We start from the raw sequence: 21,303 nt of genomic DNA on the forward strand, positions 1-21,303 counted from the left end.
GATATCATTTACAATTAACTATATGCAAGGTATGTGGCCAAGCATGACAAGTATTCGTTAACTTTATTTAGTAGAAGCTCTTACTTCTACTAAATAAAGTTAAGCCTCCGGCGGGTGCCTTAGATTTTCAAAGGAAATTTTTCGAGCATGCTCGAAGAAATCTGGGCGCAAATACGCCGAGGCGTATTTGATTATTAGGAGAGATGACGAGTGAACCAAGCTGAGACTCACATGTATGACAAGTTTCGTGAAACAGTTCGTCCATTTTTAAAAAGTAAGTTGGAGGAATTCGAACTGTACGGATATGACAGTGTGAAAGAGGAAGAACTTTGGGAGTTCTTAAAAAATAAAAAATGGAGAAAAGAAAAAGAAGAGAAACTTTTATATCAAATTGCGAGCGATATTTTATCTGTTAAAGTTGGAGAATATATGAATTATGCAACTGTAGAAGCTTTTAAAGGACCAAATTGGTTTGAAGGCGAAGGAAAAGATGTACTAGAAAAGTTACTCTAATTTTTAGTAATTATAAAATATTTTTGATGTGGCTCATCAAATAAGAAAAGCTGCAATTGACATGAAAATCGCATTGTTTCATAATTGTGATGGAGGGCTTAATGGACAAGCTCTAATTTTTTGAGCTCATAAATATAAAATTTGGTACGTAGTTTTGGATGTCTAGCTCCAGGCGCCATTGGCTCTCGGGTCTAAGTCACTCGCTTCTGAAGGCAAAAAAACGCCTTCTGTCAGCGTTCGTCTTATGCTTGTCGCCGATAGTCGGGCGCCTTGTGCTTTTCTAATTAAAGGAGGATCTACATACATATGGTTAAAAAAGGCCGCATCGTGGTGTTCTTTGTATTGGTGCTTCTCTTTGGTGCCTTAATCGGAGTTACTGGTACAGATACCGCAAAAAACATTAAATTGGGACTCGATCTTCAAGGTGGTTTTGAAATTCTTTATGAGGTAAAGCCAGCGAAGAAAGGCGATGTCATTGATAAAGAAGCCCTAGTTAGTACGGTAAATGCATTAAATAACCGTGTTAACGTGCTAGGGGTAAATGAGCCTAATATTCAAATTGAAGGTAAAGATCGCGTCCGTGTGCAATTAGCGGGTGTAGAAGACCAGGAAAAGGTTCGTGAAATTCTATCAACCCAAGCTAAGCTTACATTTCGAGATGTGAACGATAACGTATTATTGGACGGTTCTCAACTAGCTCAAAATGGGGCTAAACAATCATTTGATGAAATGGGTAGTCCGGCTGTTTCCTTAACAGTTAAAAACTCAGATGACCTCAAAAACGCTACACAAAAAGTTCTGGACTTGGCCCCGAACAATTTAATGGTCATTTGGTTAGACTTTGAAGAAGGTGTAGATTCCTTTGAGGCTGAGAGTAAAAAACCAAATCCAAAATATCTTTCTGCGGCAACCGTTCGTCAGGTATTTAACTCAAAATCGGTATCAATCGAAGGTGGTAATTTTACGGTTGATTCTGCAAAAGAACTTGCTTCCTTGTTAAATGCAGGAGCACTCCCTGTTGATTTGGAAGAAATCTATTCAACATCAGTTGGTGCAAAATTTGGTGAGCAAGCACTAAATAAAACTGTTTTTGCAGGGGCAATTGGTATTTTCTTAGTGCTTTTATTCATGCTTGTATTTTACCGATTCCCTGGTTTAATTGCTGCCATTACCTTAAGTATCTTTGTTTATTTAAACATATTAGTCTTTGACTGGATGAATGCGGTGCTAACCTTACCTGGTATTGCAGCTTTAATCCTCGGGGTAGGTATGGCTGTCGATGCTAATATTATAACCTACGAAAGAATCAAGGAAGAGATAAGGTCAGGGAAGTCCATCTTGTCTGCATATCGTACAGGTAATAAAAACTCATTTTTAACAATCTTTGATGCAAACATTACCACTTTATTAGCTGGTGTGGTTTTATTTGTTTTTGGTACAAGTGCCGTTAAAGGCTTTGCTACGATGTTAATCGTAAGTATTTTATTAAGCTTCTTAACTGCGGTATATGGTAGTAGACTTTTATTAGGCCTATGGGTTAACAGTAAATTTTTAAATAAAAAACCAAGTTGGTTTGGTGTTAAGCAAAATCAGATTCGAAATCTGGCCGATGCCGATGAAGAAGGAAATTACCCAACTAGATTTGATCGCTTTGATTTTGCAAAGCATAAGAATAAATTTTTTATTGCATCCGGAATTATGGTCATTGCGGGAATTGCAGTATTAGCAATCTTTAGACTTAATCTTGGTATTGATTTTGTTGCTGGAACTCGTATGGAAGTACTTAGTGACCATCCAATCTCCCAAGAGGAATTTACGGATGAACTAAGTAAGTTAAATCTAGAACCAAAGGAAATCATTATTTCAGGGAATAATAACGAAATAGGGGTAGCTCGATTTGCAGATGAGCTTTCAAAAGATGAAGTCAATAATGTTAAAGCGCATTTCCAAGAGCTTTATGGGGCAGACCCTAACGTAAGTACAGTCTCGCCAACGGTTGGTAAAGAATTAGCTCGAAATGCGTTTATCGCAAGTTTAATTGCGATGGCAGGCATAATCATTTATGTGGCATTCCGTTTCGAATGGCTAATGGGGCTTGCTGCGATTGTGGCATTATTCCATGATGCGTTATTTATGATTGTCATCTTTAGTGTCACTAGACTTGAGGTAGACATTACCTTTATCGCAGCCATATTAACGATTATTGGTTACTCAATCAATGATACCATTGTAACCTTTGATAGAATTCGTGAACTATTGAAGAAGAAAAAACGTGTTAAAACCTATGAAGATCTTGCGAGTGTCGTAAATAATGGATTAAGACAAACATTAGGACGTTCGGTTAATACCGCGATTACGGTAATTTTTACAAGTGTTGCGTTATTACTTTTAGGTGGACAAGCAATCACAAACTTCTCTTTTGCTTTAACAATTGGTTTAGTGGCTGGTATGTATTCATCTATCTTCATCGCAGCACAGCTTTGGTTAGTTTGGAAAACAAAGCAAATCACAAAAAAACGCCCTGTCAAAACAGAGACAGAACCACAAGCGTAACTGGTAAAGCCGTGAATATTCACGGCTTTTTAATTTGTAATATACTTGATGAGTTGTTTTCGTTTTGGTTAGACTAAAAAGCATGTGTAGAATTTCTATATTGGTAACGATGTGGGGAGGCTGAGGTTTTATTGAAGGAGAAAGATCGCTTTAAACAAGCAGAAAAGGCCATTATCATCGGTGTAGTGGGGAATATTTTACTAGCTATTATTAAATGGGTAATTGGGGTTCAATCCAATAGCCGAGCGCTTATAGCTGACGCTGTCCACTCAGCTTCAGATGTAGCAGGTTCAGTAGCAGTATACATCGGAGTGAGAGCTGCTAAAAGACCACCAGACGAGGATCATCCATATGGGCATGGGAAAGCTGAGTCAGTTTCCGCTATCATTGTTGCGGTACTGCTTGCTCTCGTTGGTTTTGAAATCGGGAAAGCATCTATCGGGGCATTTTTTAAGCCTATTGAAGTCCCTAAAACAATGGCTATTTACGCTGTTCTATTTTCAATCCTTATTAAGGAAATCATGTTTCGGTATAAATATAATCTTGGAAAAAAGATTAAGAGTGATGCACTTATTATTAATGCCTATGATGATCGTTCCGATGTGTTTGCATCGATTGCAACCCTTGTGGGAATCGTAGGTGCTATCCTAGGTGGGTATTTAGGGTTGGATTGGCTTGTTTATGCCGACCCTGTTGCGGGACTTGTTGTGGCAGTCCTTATTGTGAAAATGGCATGGGAATTCGGAACAGAAGCCATACATAATACATTGGACCATGTGTTACATGATGAAGATACAACGGAATTTAGAAAGCTTGTCATGTCTGTTCCAGAAGTAAAAAAAATTACAGAACTACATGCGCGTGAACATGGGCATTACGTAATTGTCGATTTGAAAATTTCCGTTGACCCCTATATGACAGTGGAAGAAGGTCATAAAGTCGGTAAAAAAGTAAAAGCAAAGCTAATGGAATATGCGCAAGTACAAAATGTGTTTGTCCATATTAATCCATACTCCGACGAGGATTAACGCAACTTTAGGTAAATGTCAATCATTGTAACACACCTTACACTCCTGTATAATAGTGTGGTTAAGGGGTGAAGCTTTTGTTACAATCTAAAACTCGTTGGAAGGTAAATGAATACAACCAGATAGACACAAATCTACTAGTTAAAGAATTGCAGGTTACACCTCTAGTAGCATCCCTACTTGTGAATAGAGGGCTCACAACCGTCGAATCAGCTCGTGAATTTTTAGAACCAGAACAGCTTGAGTTCCATGACCCATTTTTACTTGATCAAATGGATATTGCGATTGAGAGGATTATGAAAGCCATTGAAAATGGGGAACGAATCCTAGTGTTTGGTGATTATGATGCCGACGGTGTTAGCAGTACGACCGTTATGGTTACTGCTTTAAAAGAAAAAGGTGCACTTGTTGATTTTTATATTCCAAATCGATTTACTGAAGGCTATGGACCAAATGAAACAGCTTTTCGATGGGCAAAATCAGAAGGATTTTCGCTAATTATTACCGTTGATACTGGAATCTCAGCCCTTCATGAAGCTGAGGTTGCTAAAGAATTAGGAATTGATTTAATTATTACAGATCATCATGAAGTAGGTCCTGAACTACCAGTTGCTACAGCAATTATTCATCCAAAAAAACCAAATAGTCAGTATCCGTTTAAAGAATTGGCAGGGGTAGGGGTTGCTTTTAAAGTGGCACATGCTTTACGTGGTGAAGTTCCTACCGATTTATTAGATGTGGCAGTAATTGGGACAATTGCTGACTTAGTTCCCTTACATGGAGAAAATCGTCTCCTAGCCAAAAAGGGAATAAGAGCCTTACAAAATACCGCGCGACCAGGATTAAAAGCATTATTAAAAAAAGCAAAAATCGAAAACAATGATATATCTGAGGAAACAGTTGGATTTGCAATCGGACCAAGGATTAATGCAGTTGGTCGTCTGCAATCAGCTGATCCTGCAGTTGATTTATTAATGACAAATGATCCTGAGGAAGCCTCATATATTGCCGATGAAATTGATGAACTAAATAAAGAAAGACAGCAATTGGTTAATCAAATGACACAAGAAGCCATTCAAGAGGTTGAAGAAAATTATCCACCTTCTTCAAATTCTGTATTAGTCATAGCAAAAGAAGGTTGGAATTCTGGTGTTATTGGAATTGTTGCTTCAAGATTAGTTGATCGTTTCTATAGGCCTACGATTGTTTTAAGCATTGATTCTGAAAAAGGATTGGCAAAGGGCTCTGCAAGAAGTATTGCAGGCTTTAACCTTTATGAAAGTCTATCGACATGTCGTGATATATTACCGCATTTTGGCGGACATCCAATGGCTGCCGGAATGACTTTAAAATTGGACGATGTAAATGACCTTAGGAATCGTCTGAATGTGATTGCGAATGAAGTATTATCACCAGAAGACTTTCAACCTGTTACAACCGTTGATGCAATTTGCTGTATTCAGGAAATTTCGCTTGAATCTATTATTGAAATGAACAAATTAGCACCATATGGAATGGGAAATCCAAAACCAATCGTGCAAATTAATGATGTTGGGGTCAATACAATCCGACGTATTGGTGCAGATCAGAGCCATTTAAAAGTCGTTCTTCAGGATGAACCACATACACTAGATGGAGTTGGTTTTGGGCTTGGACATACATGTGATGGAATTTCACCATTATCAAAGGTCTCGGTAATTGGAGAGCTATCCATTAATGAATGGAACAATAGCCGAAAGCCACAAATTATGCTTCAGGATATAGCTGTTAATGAATGGCAATTATTTGATATACGGGGAATGCGCGATTTTTCTTCATATCTAAAAAAAATATGGGATGACAATCTCCATTTAATTGCATTCTCGGAATTGACAATAGATAAGCTCCAATTATCAAATCGTGAATGTAGTATTGTCTCATCCCTTGAAGAAGCATCTAAGCTTCAATTAGATTCAAAGCATGTTGTTCTTCTTGATTTACCAGATGAAGCTGAATGGATCAAGGCTCTATTTGAGACTAGCTTTCCAAATCGCATATATACCTTATTTTTCCATGAGCAGGACCATTTTTTCAGCACGATCCCAACGCGAGAGCATTTTAAATGGTTTTATGCATTTCTTGCAAAAAAAGGTCCGTTTGATATGAATCGCTATGCCCATGAGTTAGCAAAATATAGAGGATGGTCAACAGAAACAATTGATTTTATGTCACAGGTGTTTTTTGACTTAGATTTTGTTAAAATAAACAATGGATTTATTTCTTTATCAAATCAAGCTAAGAAAAGGGATTTGACTGAATCAAGAACATATCAATTGAAAGCTAGTAGAATTGAATTGGAAAAGCAATTATTGTATTCATCATATCAACAATTAAAGCATTGGTTTGATGCCATAAATATAGGTTCGCATTCGCTTGAGGAGGCAATTAAATAATGGATTTAGAAAAATTTATCGAAATAGTGGATGACTATCCAAAGCCGGGAATCAAATTTAAAGATATTACACCTTTAATGAATGACGGTGAAGCATATAAATATGCTACAGACCAGATCGTGAAATATGCTAGAGAAAAAGAAATTGATCTTGTCGTTGGACCAGAGGCCCGTGGCTTCATTATTGGTTGTCCTGTCGCATACTCACATGGTGTTGGCTTTGCTCCTGTTAGAAAAGAAGGTAAGCTACCTAGAGACGTCATTAAAGTAGAATATGGGCTTGAGTACGGAAAAGATGTTCTAACCATTCATAAGGATGCAATTAAACCAGGCCAACGTGTATTAATCACAGATGATTTATTAGCAACTGGAGGTACAATAGAAGCCACCATCAATCTTGTTGAACAACTTGGTGGTATTGTAGCGGGGATTGCATTCCTAATCGAACTAACTTACTTAGATGGCCGTAAAAAGTTAGATGGCTATGATGTACTAACACTCATGCAGTTTTAATTTCTCTATAAAAGAGCGCTCAGATTCTGAGTGCTTTTTTTAGTAAAGTTTAGTTTTTACTCGTAAAAATAGAATTTTTCATCACTATATGCAATATTTCTGTTATTTCCCTTTACAACTTTCGAGATTTTCAAGATAATAGTAACAATAACCTAATTTTATATTTAAAAAATGATTCAAAGAATTCTTTCTTTGAATCTTTAATTTCTAAAAAGGTGATAAAATCTATGGCAAACGAACAGGTGTTAACTCCTGAGCAAGTGATAGAAAAGGCAAAAGTATATTTGAACGATAACGATATCGAGTTTATTAAACATGCATATAAATTTGCAGAAGAAGCTCATAAGGAGCAATTTCGTAAATCAGGTGAACCCTACATCATCCACCCAGTACAAGTAGCGGGTATTTTAGTCGATCTTGAAATGGACCCTTATACAATTGCTGGTGGCTTTTTACACGATGTTGTGGAAGATACAAAAATTACTCTTCAAGAAATTAGCGATGTGTTTACTCCTGAGGTAGCAATGCTTGTTGATGGCGTCACAAAACTGGGGAAAATTAAATATAAATCTCAGGAAGAACAACAGGCTGAAAATCATCGGAAAATGTTTGTAGCAATGGCCCAAGATATTCGTGTTATTTTAATCAAGCTAGCAGACCGTTTGCACAACATGCGAACCCTTAAGCATCTACCACCAGAAAAACAACGCCGTATTTCTAATGAGACGCTTGAAATTTTTGCTCCACTGGCGCACCGACTAGGTATTTCAAAGATTAAATGGGAACTCGAGGATACAGCCTTACGTTATTTAAATCCACAGCAATATTATCGAATCGTCAACCTGATGAAAAAGAAACGTGCTGAACGTGAGGAATATCTTGAGGAAGTCATTAAAGAGGTTAAGCAACATGTTGATGAGGTTTCGATTAAAGCGGAAATCTCGGGGCGACCTAAGCATATTTACAGCATATATCGTAAAATGGTCCTTCAAAACAAGCAATTTAATGAAATCTATGACCTCCTTGCAGTTCGAATTGTCGTAAATAGTATAAAGGACTGTTATGCGGTACTAGGCATCATTCATACTTGCTGGAAGCCAATGCCAGGACGATTCAAAGACTATATTGCAATGCCAAAGCCAAATATGTATCAGTCTCTTCATACAACTGTGATTGGTCCGAAGGGCGACCCCCTTGAGGTTCAAATACGAACAGTTGAGATGCATCAGATTGCAGAATATGGGATTGCAGCCCATTGGGCATACAAAGAAGGCAAACAAGTGAATCAGCAATCCTCTTTTGAGGAAAAATTAACATGGTTCCGTGAAATTTTGGAATGGCAAAACGATGCATCAAATGCAGAAGAATTCATGGAGTCCTTAAAAATTGATTTATTTTCCGATATGGTCTTTGTCTTTACACCAAAGGGTGACGTTATGGAGCTACCATCTGGATCTGTTCCTATTGATTTTGCATACCGTATACACTCTGAAATTGGAAATAAAACAATTGGTGCTAAAGTAAATGGAAAAATGGTAACCTTGGATTATAAGTTAAAAACAGGGGATATCATAGAAATCTTAACATCGAAGCATTCCTATGGTCCAAGTCAGGATTGGATTAAGCTTGCTCAAACATCTCAGGCCAAAAACAAAATTCGTCAGTTCTTTAAAAAGCAACGCCGTGAAGAAAACATTGAAAAAGGTAAAGAACTTGTTGAAAAAGAGATTCGCAATCTTGAATTTGAAGTGAAGGAAATTTTAACCCCTGAAAATATCAAACGGGTTGCTGAAAAATTCAATTTTTCAAACGAAGACGACATGTATGCTGCGATCGGATATAACGGAATTACCGCAGCTCAAATCGCCAATCGTTTAACCGATAAACTTCGAAAGCAACGAGACCTTGAACAAGTTGCTGAAACAATTTCAGAGGTAAAGCAAGTACCAAATCGTTCCAAAAGACGTGATTCTGGTGTACAAGTTCAAGGAATTGACAATTTACTGATCCGCCTATCGAAATGCTGTAACCCAGTTCCAGGGGATGAAATTGTCGGTTTTATTACAAAAGGCAGAGGTGTTTCTGTTCATCGTGCTGATTGCCAAAATGTTCATACACAGGATGCCCAGCAGCGATTAATTGAGGTTGAATGGGAAAGTAATTTAAATGATCGTAAAGAGTTTAATGTGGAAATTGAAATAAATGGATTTGATCGTAGAGGTTTATTGAATGAAGTTCTTCAAGCAGTAAATGAGACAAAAACAAATATTTCGGCTGTTTCGGGGAGATCAGACCGTAATAAAATGGCAACAATCAATATGTCCATTTCTATTCAAAATGTCAGCCATCTTCATAAAGTTGTCGAACGGATTAAACAAATCCGGGATATCTATTCTGTTCGCCGTGTAATGAGTTAGGAAAGGGATTTGTCATGAAAGTCATCGTACAGCGTGCAAGGGATGCGCGTGTAATCGTTCAAAATGAAGAAGTGGGATCCATCAAAAACGGGTTAATGCTTTTGGTAGGAATCACACATACGGATACAATCGAGGATATTAAATATATCGCAGATAAGGTCGCCAATCTCCGCATCTTTGAGGATGATAAAGGAAAAATGAATTTATCACTATTAGATGTTAAAGGAGATATTCTTTCCGTATCACAATTTACATTATACGGGGATTGCCGAAAGGGAAGACGCCCTAACTTTATGGATGCAGCCAAACCTGAATACGCAGAAAAAATGTACAATCTTTTTAATGCGGAACTTCGTGAAAAAGGGATAAATGTCGAGACAGGTTCATTCGGAGCGATGATGGATGTCCAATTTACAAATGTGGGACCCGTCACATTAATTATCGAGAGTAAATAAAAATTAGCGCAAGTCGCTTGTGCTAGATAAAAAAATGCCTCAAAAGCTATTTGCTTTTGAGGCATTTTTCTGTGGTAGTCTACTTTCCTTTAAAGTATTGAGCAAGTCCATAATAAATTCCATTTGAAACATTTTCTTGGAAAGTATTTGTATTTACCGTATATTCTTCTGTTGGATTACTAATAAACCCTAATTCTAACAACACAGATGGGTTTCGGTTTTCCCGTAAAACTTGAAAATTGCCTTGACGATGCTGTCTATTTTTGAAGCCAGTATTCTTAACTAGCTCTGATTGGAGTGCTGAAGCAAGTTCAACATCAATATTTTTATAATAATAGGATGTTACTCCCCGTACATTACGGTCATAAATACTATCATAATGGATGCTCACAAAGGCATCTGCATTTCGATAATGTGAGATGCTGACCCTTGAACGTAGGCTAACATAATTATCACTATTACGTGTCATAACTACATTAGCACCAGAGGCATTTAGTTTATCAACAACCATTCTTGCTGTACGGATATTGAGAGTTTTTTCATAAGTTCCACTTACTCCAATTGCGCCACTGTCGTTACCACCATGACCAGGATCGATAACGATCGTTTTTCCTTTTAAATATTGATTCACTCCTGGTCGTTCTACAATGTTTTCTGTTCCATTAACTGAAACAAGCCAACCAGCAACATAGCCAATTTTATTTCCAGGGAGGTTTATTTTATACCAGTCCCCTTCCTTAGCAACCATTGCAAAAGAATCACCCTCGTTCGCCCGAGCAACTACTGAATGTGTGGTAGATGAACCTGAACGAATATTTGTGCCATTATAAAGAATCTTTACAGCGGTTTTTCCGGAGCTTGGTTCTTCAGCAGTCGGTGTATCCAACTGCATGTCTAAATACCAGCTAGCAACCCAGCCTTTCGTTCCGTTTGATAATGTGATGTGGCTCCAATTATTTACTTCCTCTTCAATTGTTACCTTATTTCCTTGCTTTAGGCTCCCGATAATTTTGCCAGAAAGGGAACCCTTGTCTCGAACATTTAAGCTCGATGCTGTAACAACTCCAATTTTCCCCTGGTTTGTTGGAGCTTGTGGTGTAGAAGGTTGAGAGGGTTTGTCTTCTGTCGAAGAAATACCTGCCACGAAATCCCTATGTATCCAAGCAGAGCTTCCTCCAAACACAATTTCTAACCAGTTTTCTCTCTCATTTGTAATCGTAACAGTAGCATTCTGCTTTAGCTTTCCAATGATTCTACCTTGCAAATTAGGTTGATCCCGCACATTTAAGATAGAAGCAGTAATTGTTCCGGTTTTTTTTGTGGTACTTGAATTTGAACTAGAATTTGAGTTAGTTGAACCAGATGACTGCTTTGCTGTGATAAATTGTGAGGAAACCCAACCATTATGTCCATTAAATGAAATTTTAGACCAATTCTCATTTGCCTCAAGAAACTTGGCTTCGTTTCCTTTATTTAACGAGCCGATCACTTGGAAGCTTGTTCCCGGACCACTTCGAAATCTAAGTCCATCTACGGTTGATACAACGGTTGATGATGAAGTGGTTGGTGATGAGTTAGTTTGGTTTTCTTTTATGAGCCATGATGCAACCCAGCCTGATTTTCCTGAAGAAAGCTGTAGTTTAACCCATTCATTGTTTCTATCAATGATTGTATACTTTTCTCCTTGTTTCACCTGTGCTGCTCTTCCGTAGGAAAGTCCAGGACCTTCTCTTACATTTAAAACAGGAGTATTGATGACTGCGATTGTTTCAGCCATTGTGTGTTTAGCAGGGGTTGTTGTAACTGAAAAAATAATCGCGAGTAGGAACGCTAGTCCCAATTTTAAAATCTTGTGTAACACGTAAAAGCCTCCTTGAGTAAAAAACATAGCTTTATAACAATTCGTCACAAATTAAAAAAATCCTGTTTTTTTTAGAAAGAAAATCTAAAAAAAGGGAAAGCTATAGTTTATCAAGAAAAAGGGGCGAAAAGGATGAGATTTAGCGAAAAAAGCAATAATGTTCAAAATACCGGTGGCAACGTGTTTGGAGTGGATTTTCACGATTTTATTCAAAAAGAGCAGTCTTCAACGTATGTTGAATTGGCGAGTGAATTTGGGGTTTCTGTTAGAGATGTTCGAAACTTAAAAAAACAATTACATCGTTCTTGATATAAACTTTTATTTTAAAAAATTGACGCGAGAACTTGACATGAACTGAGTTCATACGTATGATTATATAAAATTCTACAAAAATTAATATATTGAACCAGTGATGGGGAAAAGTAGATAAGATTACACATGAATAGAGAGGGAATGTCATTGGCTGAGAGCATTCCTACATGATGACTTATTGAATGAACACCTCGTAGGTTTCTCTCTGAAAAAGCAAATGTCTCTAGTAGGAGTTGAACGTTTCAGGCGTTAACTGATTGAGTGAAGACTAAAGGAATTGTCTCTAAATAAGTAGAGAATACATAGTCTTAACTAGGGTGGCACCACGGGAATCCAAGCTCTCGTCCCTACAAGAAATTGTAGGGATGGGAGCTTTTTTTGTTTCTAAGAGTAAGGAGGAGTAATAAATGGTTAATATTCCTAGAGGAACGCAAGATATTCTTCCAGGTAATGTGGAGAATTGGCAATATATCGAGGAAAAAGCGCGTGATATTTGCAAAAGATTTAATTATAAAGAAATCCGGACACCGATCTTTGAACATACAGAACTATTTTTACGAAGTGTTGGTGAAACGACAGATATCGTTACAAAAGAAATGTATACCTTTGAAGATCGCGGAGAACGAAGCCTAACACTTCGACCTGAGGGAACAGCCGCTGTTGTTCGCTCATATGTGGAAAATAAAATGTATGGGAATCCAACACAGCCAACAAAGCTATATTATTGTGGACCAATGTTCCGTTATGAACGACCACAAGCTGGGCGTTTCCGTCAATTCGTTCAATTTGGTGTCGAGGCATTAGGTAGTAATGACCCAGCTATTGATGCGGAAGTCATCGCACTCGCAATGGAAATCTACAAATCACTTGGATTGAAAAAACTAAAGCTGGTAATAAACAGCCTAGGAGATGTATCTAGTAGAAAGGCTCATCGGGATGCCCTAATCGCACACTTTTCTCCTAGAATCGATGAGTTTTGTTCAGACTGTAAATCTAGACTTGAGAAAAATCCAATGCGAATCCTTGATTGTAAAAAGGACCATGACCACGAATTAATGAAGTCTGCACCATCTATTCTCGAATACTTAAACGAGGATTCAAGTGTGTATTTCGAAAAAGTAAAATCTTACTTAACAGATTTACAGATTGACTTCGAAGAGGATTCAGGACTAGTAAGGGGATTGGATTACTATAACCATACAGCATTTGAAATTATGAGTGATGCAGAAGGCTTTGGAGCAATTACGACTCTATGTGGCGGAGGGCGCTACAATGGATTAGTAGAAGGTCTTGGCGGGCCTGAAACACCAGGAATTGGATTTGCTTTAAGTATTGAAAGACTGTTAGCAGCTTTACAAGCTGAGGGTATCGAACTGCCAGTTGAAGAGCGAGTGGACTGCTATGTAGCTGCAATTGGCGATGCTGCGTCTTCAAAATCTGTTTTATTAGTAAATGAACTTAGAAAAGCTGGCTTAGTTGCTGAGAAAGACTATTTAAATAAAAAAGTGAAAGGTCAATTTAAAGCAGCTGACAGATTACAGGCTAAATTTGTTGCCATTTTAGGCGATGAAGAATTAGAAAGAAACGTAATCAACGTGAAAAACATGGAAACTGGAAATCAAGAAGAAGTCCAAATTGAACAATTTATATCGTATATACTTGAAAAAAGTCACTAGGAGTGGAAAACATGTTTGGAAGAACCTATTATTGCGGTGAAATCACCGAGCAAGCAATTGGCGAAAAAGTATCATTAAAAGGTTGGGTTCAACGAAGAAGAGACCTAGGTGGGCTCATTTTTATTGACCTCCGAGACAGAACTGGAATCGTCCAAATTGTATTTAATCCTGAAGAATCAAAAGAATCTTTAGAAATTGCTGAGACTGTAAGAAGTGAATATGTATTGGATGTTGAAGGAATTGTAGTGGCACGCGACGAAGCAACAATAAACAATAATATTACAACTGGAAAAATTGAAATCAAAGCGACTGATGTCAAAATCATAAACGAAGCAAAAACCCCACCATTTATGATTGAAGACCGCACAGAGGTTTCTGAAGATTTACGTTTGAAATATCGTTATTTAGATCTTCGTAGACCAGCTATGTTTGAAACCTTTAAGATGCGCCATAATGTTACAAAATCAATTCGTGAATATCTTGATGGTGAAGGGTTCCTTGATATTGAAACACCTATTTTAACAAAAAGCACACCTGAGGGTGCTCGTGACTATCTTGTACCAAGTCGTGTTCACCCAGGTGAGTTTTACGCATTACCACAATCACCACAAATTTTTAAACAGCTTCTGATGGTGGGTGGATTCGATCGTTATTATCAAATTGCTCGCTGTTTCAGAGATGAGGACCTACGTGCTGACAGACAACCGGAATTTACACAAATAGATATCGAAACGTCTTTCATGAGTCAAGAAGACATCATGTACATGGCAGAACAAATGATGAAAAAGCTTATGAAGGATGTAAAGGGATTGGACATTGAACTTCCATTACCACGATTAACATATGAAGATGCAATGAATCGTTATGGTTCTGACAAACCTGATACTCGTTTTGAAATGGAATTAATCAACCTTTCCGAAGTGGTCAAGGACAGTGGATTTAAAGTATTCAGCAATGCAGTAGCTACCGGTGGACAAGTAAAAGCAATCAATGCAAAGGGTGCAGCTGATAAATATACGCGTAAAGACATCGACGGTCTTACAGAATATGTGAATCGATATGGCGCTAAAGGTCTTGCGTGGTTAAAGGTTGAAGAGCATGAATTAAAAGGTCCGATTGCCAAGTTCTTTGATGTTGAAGAGCAAAAGGCATTAAGAGCTGTTTTAGAAGCTTCAGCGGGAGACCTCCTCTTATTTGTAGCGGATAAACCAAATGTTGTAGCAGATGCATTAGGTGCACTCAGATTAAAACTTGGAAAAGAACTTGAGTTAATTGATGAGTCTAAGTTTAATTTCCTTTGGGTAACGGATTGGCCACTATTTGAGTTTGATGAGGAAGACGGTCGATATTATGCAGCACACCACCCATTTACAATGCCAGCTAGAGAAGATATCGAGCAACTAGAGAGCAAACCGTGGGAGGTAAAGGCACAGGCATATGACCTTGTATTGAATGGCTATGAGTTAGGCGGAGGTTCACTTCGTATTTTTGAACGTGACATCCAAGAGAAGATGTTCAAAGTTTTAGGATTTACAGAAGAGGAAGCAAAAGAGCAATTTGGATTCTTATTAGAAGCTTTTGAATATGGAACTCCACCACATGGTGGTATTGCATTAGGTCTAGATAGACTTGTTATGCTCTTAGCAGGCAGAACAAATCTTCGTGACACGATTGCTTTCCCTAAAACAGCAAGTGCAAGTGATCTCTTAACAGATGCGCCAAGTGAAGTTAGTAAAGCACAATTGAACGACTTGTATTTGTCGTTAAATGTTCGAAAATAGCGAACAAAACCCTTTTTGGTCAACTTGTAAACACCATTCTCGTGTGTTAATATTGTGACATAAAATAAAAGTTCAAAAAGGAGGAAGAAGAGGACCGAGTCGACAAAAGCGCCACCTCCTGTGGCATTGTCGACACTAGCACGTCCTGTGCGTCGAAATTTCAAGGCGGTGCAGCTTTGAGTACCGGAGCGTATGCAGTTAATACGTGAGGAATGGAGAAGCAAGCCAACGAAGAAATTCGATGCGTCATATTCACCGGACTTTTTGAACAACCTCTAAGTTAGAAGTCCTGATGTGTTTGTCGTATAACCTATTGTTTTGACCGAACAATAGTTTATACGGGATCCCGGAGTTTTCGTACGTGCGTAAATGCCTCATCTTTCGCTAAAAGAGGACTTACAAAAGTCGAAACAGGGTGCCCACCTGCGGTGAGCGGGTTCAAAACTAAGGCATCGACGGCACGATTGGGACTTCTACAGTCTTACCACAAAAATGAACGAAACTCTGTTTACTTTTTTGTAAACAGGGTTTTTTTAGCGTTATTCAACAAATTTCACGGATAAAATACATAATTCATATAGAAATTCTTGAATTTAGTCCGAGTATGTTATATTCTTATTCTGGTTAAAATACAGGAAACTTTTATTTTTTGATACCCGATGGAGTTGAAGATATGTTACACCAATTTTCACGAAATGAATTAGCAATAGGAAAAAATGGCGTTGAAATCCTAAAAAATAGTACAGTAGCTATCCTTGGAGTCGGTGGCGTTGGTTCATTCTCAGTCGAGGCGCTAGCCCGATCAGGAGTCGGACGCTTAATTCTTGTTGATAAGGACAATGTTGATATCACAAATATCAATCGACAGTTGCCTGCTTTACTTTCTACGGTTGGTCAGTCAAAAGTAGACATTATGAAAGAACGAATTGCTGACATAAACCCTGATTGTGAAGTAATTGCACTTAAAATGTTTTACACAGAAGAAACTTTTGAGGAATTTTTTAGCTATGACCTAGACTTTGTCATCGATGCATCTGACACAATTATCTATAAAATTCACCTCATGAAGGAATGTCTTAAACGAGATATTCCAATCATTTCAAGTATGGGTGCAGCAAATAAGATGGATCCAACGCGTTTTATGATTGCGGATATCTCAAAAACACATACGGACCCAATCGCAAAGGTGATTCGTACGAAATTAAGAAAAGAGGGAATTCGCAAAGGAATCCCTGTCGTGTTCTCTGATGAAAGTCCAATTGTGATTCGTGAAGAAATCCGTCAGGAAATCACAGATGAAAATGCTAAAATTCGAAAGGCAAAAATGCCGCCATCTTCAAATGCATTTGTTCCATCTGCTTGTGGACTGATTATGGCAAGTTATGTTGTACGTGAATTGCTCAAAGACATCAAGATCAAAAGAGTAAAGGACGAATAAAACACGTGGCCAATGCGGCCACGTGTTTTATTTTGCCAATTGTTCAAGGTTTCCGTTTTTATCCATACGAAAAGCAGGGGAATTTCGATCATCTGAATCTTCGAACATTACCAGGCGTCTTGCACGATCCATAATTTGTACAAGTGCTTGGTAGTCTTCTTGAATAATAGCCTGTTGGTCAGTTAATTTTTCAAGTTTCTTCTCAAGTTCTTTTGTTTGTTGCTTTAAAGATTCATTTTCTCGTCGTAGTCGATTATTCTCCATCTCCAATTGATTTGAAAGAAGATCATGACGTCGTAAGGATGACAAGAAAGAAATACAATCTTCAAGTGTAATGGAGTTTGATGATGGGATTAACTCGGCTGAAACCTCTTCTACGTACTGTGGTACAGGTGTTTCTTCTTTGTATGTTACCTGTAGTACTGGGATTTCATTTGCTTGTTCATTTTCTTTGTTCATTCTTTCAAGTGCTCGTTTTCTTTCTTTTCTTTGTTTTTTCGCAATTGCAATTGCTTGCTCATAATTATTGCGAACTTCGGCATTCCATCGGAACCCGCATGCTGCTGATGTACGATTTAATTTATCACCCACTTCATCGAATGCAGCTAATTGTGTTCCACCTTCTCGAATGTAGCGCAAAACTGTTTCTGCTAATAAGAGATCATCCTCATGGGACCATGCATCTTGTCTCACTTTCATATAACCAACTCCCTATTAATATTAAATGATAGATTTTTTCTTTATATCTAGCATGACCACGTTAAATTTGTTTTATACATTAATAGTTTTGTGAAAAAGAAAATACAGCTAAAGGCGTATCATGACTGTCATTTGACAATGTAAAGAGTATGTGAAGTTTTCTTTTAACCTAAAAAAATGGGAACTTTTTCATTTATAATACGTAAGTAGTATTATTGCGTAATTAAGAGTAAGTGAACGAGATTCTGCAGAATATAATCTCACAAACTGTAAGGAGGAGAAAATGTGCAACCAGTTTTACAATTAAAAAATGTCAAAAAGACAATAGGTAAAAAAGATATTATTAAAGGAATAACCTTTGATGTATATCCAGGAGAAGTTTTCGGCTTTTTAGGACCAAATGGTGCTGGAAAAACGACTACCATTCGGATGCTTGTTGGACTTATGTCTATCACAGATGGCGAAGTTATCATAAAAGGGACAAATATTGCAAAGAATTTTGAACAAGCTGTTCAGCATATCGGAGGCATTGTTGAAAACCCGGAAATGTATAAATTCTTAACAGGCTACCAAAATTTACTTCACTACGCAAGGATGGTAAAAGGTGTAACTAAAGAAAGAATACATGAAGTAGCTGAGTTGGTTGGGCTTGGAAAAAGAATCAATGATAAAGTCAAAACCTACTCACTAGGGATGCGGCAGCGCCTAGGAGTTGCACAAGCGCTCTTGCATAGCCCTTCGATTTTGATTTTAGATGAACCAACCAATGGATTAGATCCTGCCGGTATTCGTGAGGTTCGTGATTATATTCGGAAACTTGCACAAGAAGAAGGCTTGGCTGTCATTGTATCTAGTCACTTGCTTTCCGAAATGGAAATGATGTGTGACCGAATTGGTATTATTCAAAATGGTAGTTTAGTGGGAGTGCAGAAAGTTACTGAATTTATGAATGAGGAAGCTAGCATTCGGGTTCAATTTCAAGTTGGTCATATAGAAAAAGCATTATCGATTCTATCAGCTGAATTTCCAATGCTTGAAGTGAATCAAACAGAAAAAGGAATCGAAATCTTAACGGATCACGAAATGATTCCACAAATAAATGCTAGTCTTGTAAAAAATGAGATTCTAGTGTTTGGAATTACACAGCTTTCAAAATCATTAGAAGATCGATTCCTAGAGGTAACAGGGGGTAGTGGAATTGGGTAATATCATCAAACTTATTCAAAATGAAAACATGAAAATTTACCGTCGCGTCTCAACATGGATTATGCTTGTTATCTTAGTCGGAGCCGCACTAATTGTGGGAATTGTCACGAACGCAACAGCTTCTGATTCAAATGATGAAAATTGGAAACAAAACTTACAGCAACAAAATGAATCGTTTAAAGCAGATATAGAGAATGAATCTATTCCAAAAATAGCAAGGGATACAATACAAAAAGAATTAGCCATTAATGAATACCGCATTGAACATGATATAGCTCCAACCAATTCTAGGTCAATTTGGACCTATATGGGATATGCAGCGGAAATTGTTTCCTTAATTACCTTATTTACAATCGTTGTCGGTGCAAGCAGTGTTGCTTCTGAATTTACATGGGGAACGATAAAGTTATTGTTAATAAGACCAGTTTCGAGAGCAAAAATCCTATTATCTAAATATTTATCAACCATCTTGTTTGCGTTATTTTCGCTCGTTTTACTGTTTGTAGTTTCATTTATCATAGGAAGTATATTCTTTGGTAGTGGAGATTCGACACCACACCTTGTTTATAAAGATGGTGCAGTACACGAGGTTCACATGGTTTCTCATATTTTAGGGGTTTTCGGATTGAAATCAATAAATTTAATCATGATGTCGACATTTGCATTTATGATTTCAACTATTTTTAGAAATAGTGGTCTTGCTATTGGTTTAGCCATCTTCTTAATGTTTGCAGGGGTAAACGCAACAGCACTCCTAGCATCGAAATTTGATTGGGCAAAATACATCCTGTTTGCGAATACGGATTTATCTCAGTATCTTACGGGGTATGTTTTAGTTGAAGGAATGACAATGCAATTTTCAATTGTCATGTTGATTATCTATTTTGTCATTTTCAATGCACTTACATGGTTCGTGTTTACGAAACGTGACGTAGCCGCTTAAACAAAAGAGGGGAAGAAATAGCAAAGTCTATTTCTCCCCCTCTTTTTGTAATTGCTCAAGCCGATCGTATACTTTTGAAAAATATTTTTCTTGTCCATTTTGTTTCGGTTTGAAGTATTTACGATTTTTCAATAGGTCTGGTAAGTATTGCTGCTTTACCCAGCCATTCGGATAATCGTGTGGATACAGATATCCTTTACCATGTCCAAGCACTTTCGCCCCGCTATAATGAGCATCACGAAGGTGGTCCGGAATCTCCCCAATATTTCCTTTTCGAATATCCTCAATCGCCTTATCAAGAGATTTATACGCACTGTTTGTTTTTGGTGACAAACACTGTTCAATCACGACATTCGCCAGTGGAATTCGTGCTTCAGGCAGCCCTAGTCGTTCTACCGCCTGACAAGCAGCTACTGTATGAACCCCGACTTCAGGTGCAGCGATTGAAATATCTTCGTAGGCAATAACGGTTAGTCTTCTACAAATCGATACTAAATCTCCACCTTCAATCAATCTTGCTAAATAATGTAGAGCAGCATTAACATCACTACCACGGATGCTCTTTTGAAGGCAGGATAATAATGAATAGTGAAGATCCCCATCTTTATCATGGGAGAAGCCCTTATTTTCTACACATTCCTTAACAAGCTCTATATCAACTTCAACCATGTCACTATCTCTGGTTTTTGAAGCCAACACGACATCCTCTAACACATTCATCGCAGACCTTGCATCACCTTTTGTCGATGATGAAATTAGGTCGATTGCTTCCTCGCTAATTGAAATTTGCAAATGCCCAAGACCACGTTCAGAATCTGTTAATGCGCGCTGAATTAATTCCTTTATATCCTCTTTTGATAAAGGACGAAGCTCTTTTATTTGTCCACATCTACTGCGAATTGCTGGGTTTACATCATGGAATGGATTTTCTGTCGTCGCCCCAATTAACGAAACGAGACCTCGCTCCACATGTGGAAGTAAATAATCCTGTTGTGCTTTGTTAAAACGATGAACCTCATCGATAAACAGGATTAACTTGCCTTCAGCCTTGGCAGTCGAAACAGCATCCTCGATATCCTTTTTTCCTGCAGTTGTAGCGTTAATTGAGATAAAGGGCATATCGACAGTTCCGGCAATTGCCGTTGCGATCGATGTTTTTCCAATTCCAGGTTCCCCATAGAGTAATATGGAAGGAACATGTCCATTCATAATCATTTTATATAAAGCCGTATCTTTACCAATAATATGCTTTTGGCCAAGAATTTCTTCAATATGTCTCGGTCGCATTCGATATGATAAAGGTGCTTCGATTAGTGATTCAAAAAGCAAGTGATTCATCCCCTTATCCAACAGTCAAAGTTGATACTCCAACTTTATCATACGTTTTGCGATGGATAAATTCAAATACAATGCAATTTATGATATAATGTCGTGAGTTTAGAGAAAATAGAGAGATTATACAGCAAGTAGAGACGGA

Annotated in this window: 16 protein-coding genes, 1 other RNA gene and 1 other annotated feature; of the genes, 14 read left to right on the forward strand and 3 right to left on the reverse strand. The window is 37.7% G+C overall.

The genetic code is table 11. From position 1 onward, the window contains the following. The first annotated feature begins 231 nt into the window (after positions 1–231). The 7 genes from ABC371_RS13200 (at position 232) to dtd (ending at position 9,910) form a co-directional block, all read left to right on the forward strand. On the forward strand, positions 232–513 hold the full coding sequence (locus ABC371_RS13200; RefSeq protein WP_412899349.1) for a post-transcriptional regulator: 282 nt from the start codon (positions 232–234) through the stop codon (positions 511–513). Between the two features lie 306 nt (positions 514–819). After that, positions 820–3,066 carry a protein translocase subunit SecDF gene (gene secDF, locus ABC371_RS13205; RefSeq protein WP_412897212.1) on the forward strand — a complete coding sequence of 749 codons (2,247 nt, stop codon included), beginning with the start codon at positions 820–822 and terminating at the stop codon, positions 3,064–3,066. Positions 3,067–3,197: 131 nt separating this feature from the next. Beyond that, positions 3,198–4,094: a cation diffusion facilitator family transporter gene (locus tag ABC371_RS13210; protein ID WP_412897213.1), complete on the forward strand. Its 897-nt coding sequence runs from the start codon at positions 3,198–3,200 to the stop codon at positions 4,092–4,094. A 77-nt stretch (positions 4,095–4,171) separates the two neighbouring features. Next, on the forward strand, positions 4,172–6,526 hold the full coding sequence (gene recJ / locus ABC371_RS13215) for a single-stranded-DNA-specific exonuclease RecJ (protein ID WP_412897214.1): 2,355 nt from the start codon (positions 4,172–4,174) through the stop codon (positions 6,524–6,526). Beyond that, the gene (locus ABC371_RS13220) at positions 6,526–7,038 is read left to right on the forward strand and encodes an adenine phosphoribosyltransferase (protein ID WP_116351606.1); all 513 of its coding nucleotides are present in this window, start codon (positions 6,526–6,528) and stop codon (positions 7,036–7,038) included. Before recJ ends, ABC371_RS13220 begins: the two co-directional genes overlap by 1 nt. Before the next feature lie 227 nt (positions 7,039–7,265). Then, positions 7,266–9,455 carry a RelA/SpoT family protein gene (locus ABC371_RS13225; RefSeq protein ID WP_412897215.1) on the forward strand — a complete coding sequence of 730 codons (2,190 nt, stop codon included), beginning with the start codon at positions 7,266–7,268 and terminating at the stop codon, positions 9,453–9,455. Between the two features lie 14 nt (positions 9,456–9,469). After that, on the forward strand, positions 9,470–9,910 hold the full coding sequence (gene dtd / locus ABC371_RS13230; RefSeq protein WP_412897216.1) for a D-aminoacyl-tRNA deacylase: 441 nt from the start codon (positions 9,470–9,472) through the stop codon (positions 9,908–9,910). A gap of 79 nt (positions 9,911–9,989) precedes the next feature. On the opposite strand, the gene ABC371_RS13235 is transcribed toward dtd, so the two are convergent. Next, positions 9,990–11,771, reverse strand: a complete 1,782-nt coding sequence (locus tag ABC371_RS13235; protein ID WP_412897217.1) for an N-acetylmuramoyl-L-alanine amidase family protein — start codon at positions 11,769–11,771, stop codon at positions 9,990–9,992. Between the two features lie 132 nt (positions 11,772–11,903). Here ABC371_RS13235 and ABC371_RS13240 point away from each other — a divergent pair, with 132 nt between their 5' ends. The 5 genes from ABC371_RS13240 to ABC371_RS13260 all read left to right on the forward strand — a co-directional run bounded on the left by ABC371_RS13240 (position 11,904) and on the right by ABC371_RS13260 (position 16,978). Beyond that, a complete protein-coding gene (locus ABC371_RS13240; RefSeq protein WP_165439132.1) occupies positions 11,904–12,080 on the forward strand; it encodes a hypothetical protein in 177 nt (58 codons plus the stop codon). A gap of 91 nt (positions 12,081–12,171) precedes the next feature. Next, positions 12,172–12,435 (forward strand) — a binding site (T-box leader). Between the two features lie 55 nt (positions 12,436–12,490). Beyond that, positions 12,491–13,759, forward strand: coding sequence for a histidine--tRNA ligase (hisS, locus tag ABC371_RS13245; RefSeq protein ID WP_412897218.1), 1,269 nt, complete (start codon positions 12,491–12,493; stop codon positions 13,757–13,759). A gap of 11 nt (positions 13,760–13,770) precedes the next feature. Beyond that, complete coding sequence (aspS, locus tag ABC371_RS13250; RefSeq protein WP_412897219.1) at positions 13,771–15,540, forward strand: aspartate--tRNA ligase; 1,770 nt, start codon at positions 13,771–13,773, stop codon at positions 15,538–15,540. A gap of 283 nt (positions 15,541–15,823) precedes the next feature. Then, positions 15,824–16,015, forward strand: a non-coding RNA gene (ssrS, locus tag ABC371_RS13255) — 6S RNA. A gap of 198 nt (positions 16,016–16,213) precedes the next feature. Next, the gene (locus ABC371_RS13260) at positions 16,214–16,978 is read left to right on the forward strand and encodes a tRNA threonylcarbamoyladenosine dehydratase (RefSeq protein WP_412897220.1); all 765 of its coding nucleotides are present in this window, start codon (positions 16,214–16,216) and stop codon (positions 16,976–16,978) included. A gap of 27 nt (positions 16,979–17,005) precedes the next feature. On the opposite strand, the gene ABC371_RS13265 is transcribed toward ABC371_RS13260, so the two are convergent. Then, positions 17,006–17,677 carry an RsfA family transcriptional regulator gene (locus tag ABC371_RS13265; RefSeq protein WP_412897221.1) on the reverse strand — a complete coding sequence of 224 codons (672 nt, stop codon included), beginning with the start codon at positions 17,675–17,677 and terminating at the stop codon, positions 17,006–17,008. A 285-nt stretch (positions 17,678–17,962) separates the two neighbouring features. Here ABC371_RS13265 and ABC371_RS13270 point away from each other — a divergent pair, with 285 nt between their 5' ends. Together ABC371_RS13270 and ABC371_RS13275 are read left to right on the forward strand one after the other, a co-directional pair. Continuing rightward, on the forward strand, positions 17,963–18,883 hold the full coding sequence (locus ABC371_RS13270; protein WP_412897222.1) for an ABC transporter ATP-binding protein: 921 nt from the start codon (positions 17,963–17,965) through the stop codon (positions 18,881–18,883). Beyond that, the gene (locus ABC371_RS13275) at positions 18,870–19,826 is read left to right on the forward strand and encodes an ABC transporter permease (RefSeq protein WP_412897223.1); all 957 of its coding nucleotides are present in this window, start codon (positions 18,870–18,872) and stop codon (positions 19,824–19,826) included. The genes ABC371_RS13270 and ABC371_RS13275 overlap by 14 nt, the downstream gene beginning before the upstream one ends. Positions 19,827–19,853: 27 nt before the next feature. On the opposite strand, the gene ABC371_RS13280 is transcribed toward ABC371_RS13275, so the two are convergent. Beyond that, the gene (locus ABC371_RS13280; protein ID WP_412897224.1) at positions 19,854–21,155 is read right to left on the reverse strand and encodes a replication-associated recombination protein A; all 1,302 of its coding nucleotides are present in this window, start codon (positions 21,153–21,155) and stop codon (positions 19,854–19,856) included. Between the last annotated feature and the right edge of the window lie 148 nt (positions 21,156–21,303).

It is taken from the genome of Bacillus jepli (assembly GCF_047238305.1).
Lineage (GTDB): Bacteria > Bacillota > Bacilli > Bacillales > Bacillaceae_L > Ferdinandcohnia.

Bases quoted from the DNA above. Each gene is read 5' to 3' on its own strand.
- ABC371_RS13260 (WP_412897220.1), top strand. From the start codon at position 16,214: ATGTTACACCAATTTTCACGAAATGAATTAGCAATAGGAAAAAATGGC.
- aspS (WP_412897219.1), top strand. From the start codon at position 13,771: ATGTTTGGAAGAACCTATTATTGCGGTGAAATCACCGAGCAAGCAATT.
- ABC371_RS13240 (WP_165439132.1), top strand. From the start codon at position 11,904: ATGAGATTTAGCGAAAAAAGCAATAATGTTCAAAATACCGGTGGCAAC.
- hisS (WP_412897218.1), top strand. From the start codon at position 12,491: ATGGTTAATATTCCTAGAGGAACGCAAGATATTCTTCCAGGTAATGTG.
- ABC371_RS13265 (WP_412897221.1), bottom strand. From the start codon at position 17,677: ATGAAAGTGAGACAAGATGCATGGTCCCATGAGGATGATCTCTTATTA.
- dtd (WP_412897216.1), top strand. From the start codon at position 9,470: ATGAAAGTCATCGTACAGCGTGCAAGGGATGCGCGTGTAATCGTTCAA.
- secDF (WP_412897212.1), top strand. From the start codon at position 820: ATGGTTAAAAAAGGCCGCATCGTGGTGTTCTTTGTATTGGTGCTTCTC.
- ABC371_RS13200 (WP_412899349.1), top strand. From the start codon at position 232: ATGTATGACAAGTTTCGTGAAACAGTTCGTCCATTTTTAAAAAGTAAG.
- ABC371_RS13220 (WP_116351606.1), top strand. From the start codon at position 6,526: ATGGATTTAGAAAAATTTATCGAAATAGTGGATGACTATCCAAAGCCG.
- ABC371_RS13225 (WP_412897215.1), top strand. From the start codon at position 7,266: ATGGCAAACGAACAGGTGTTAACTCCTGAGCAAGTGATAGAAAAGGCA.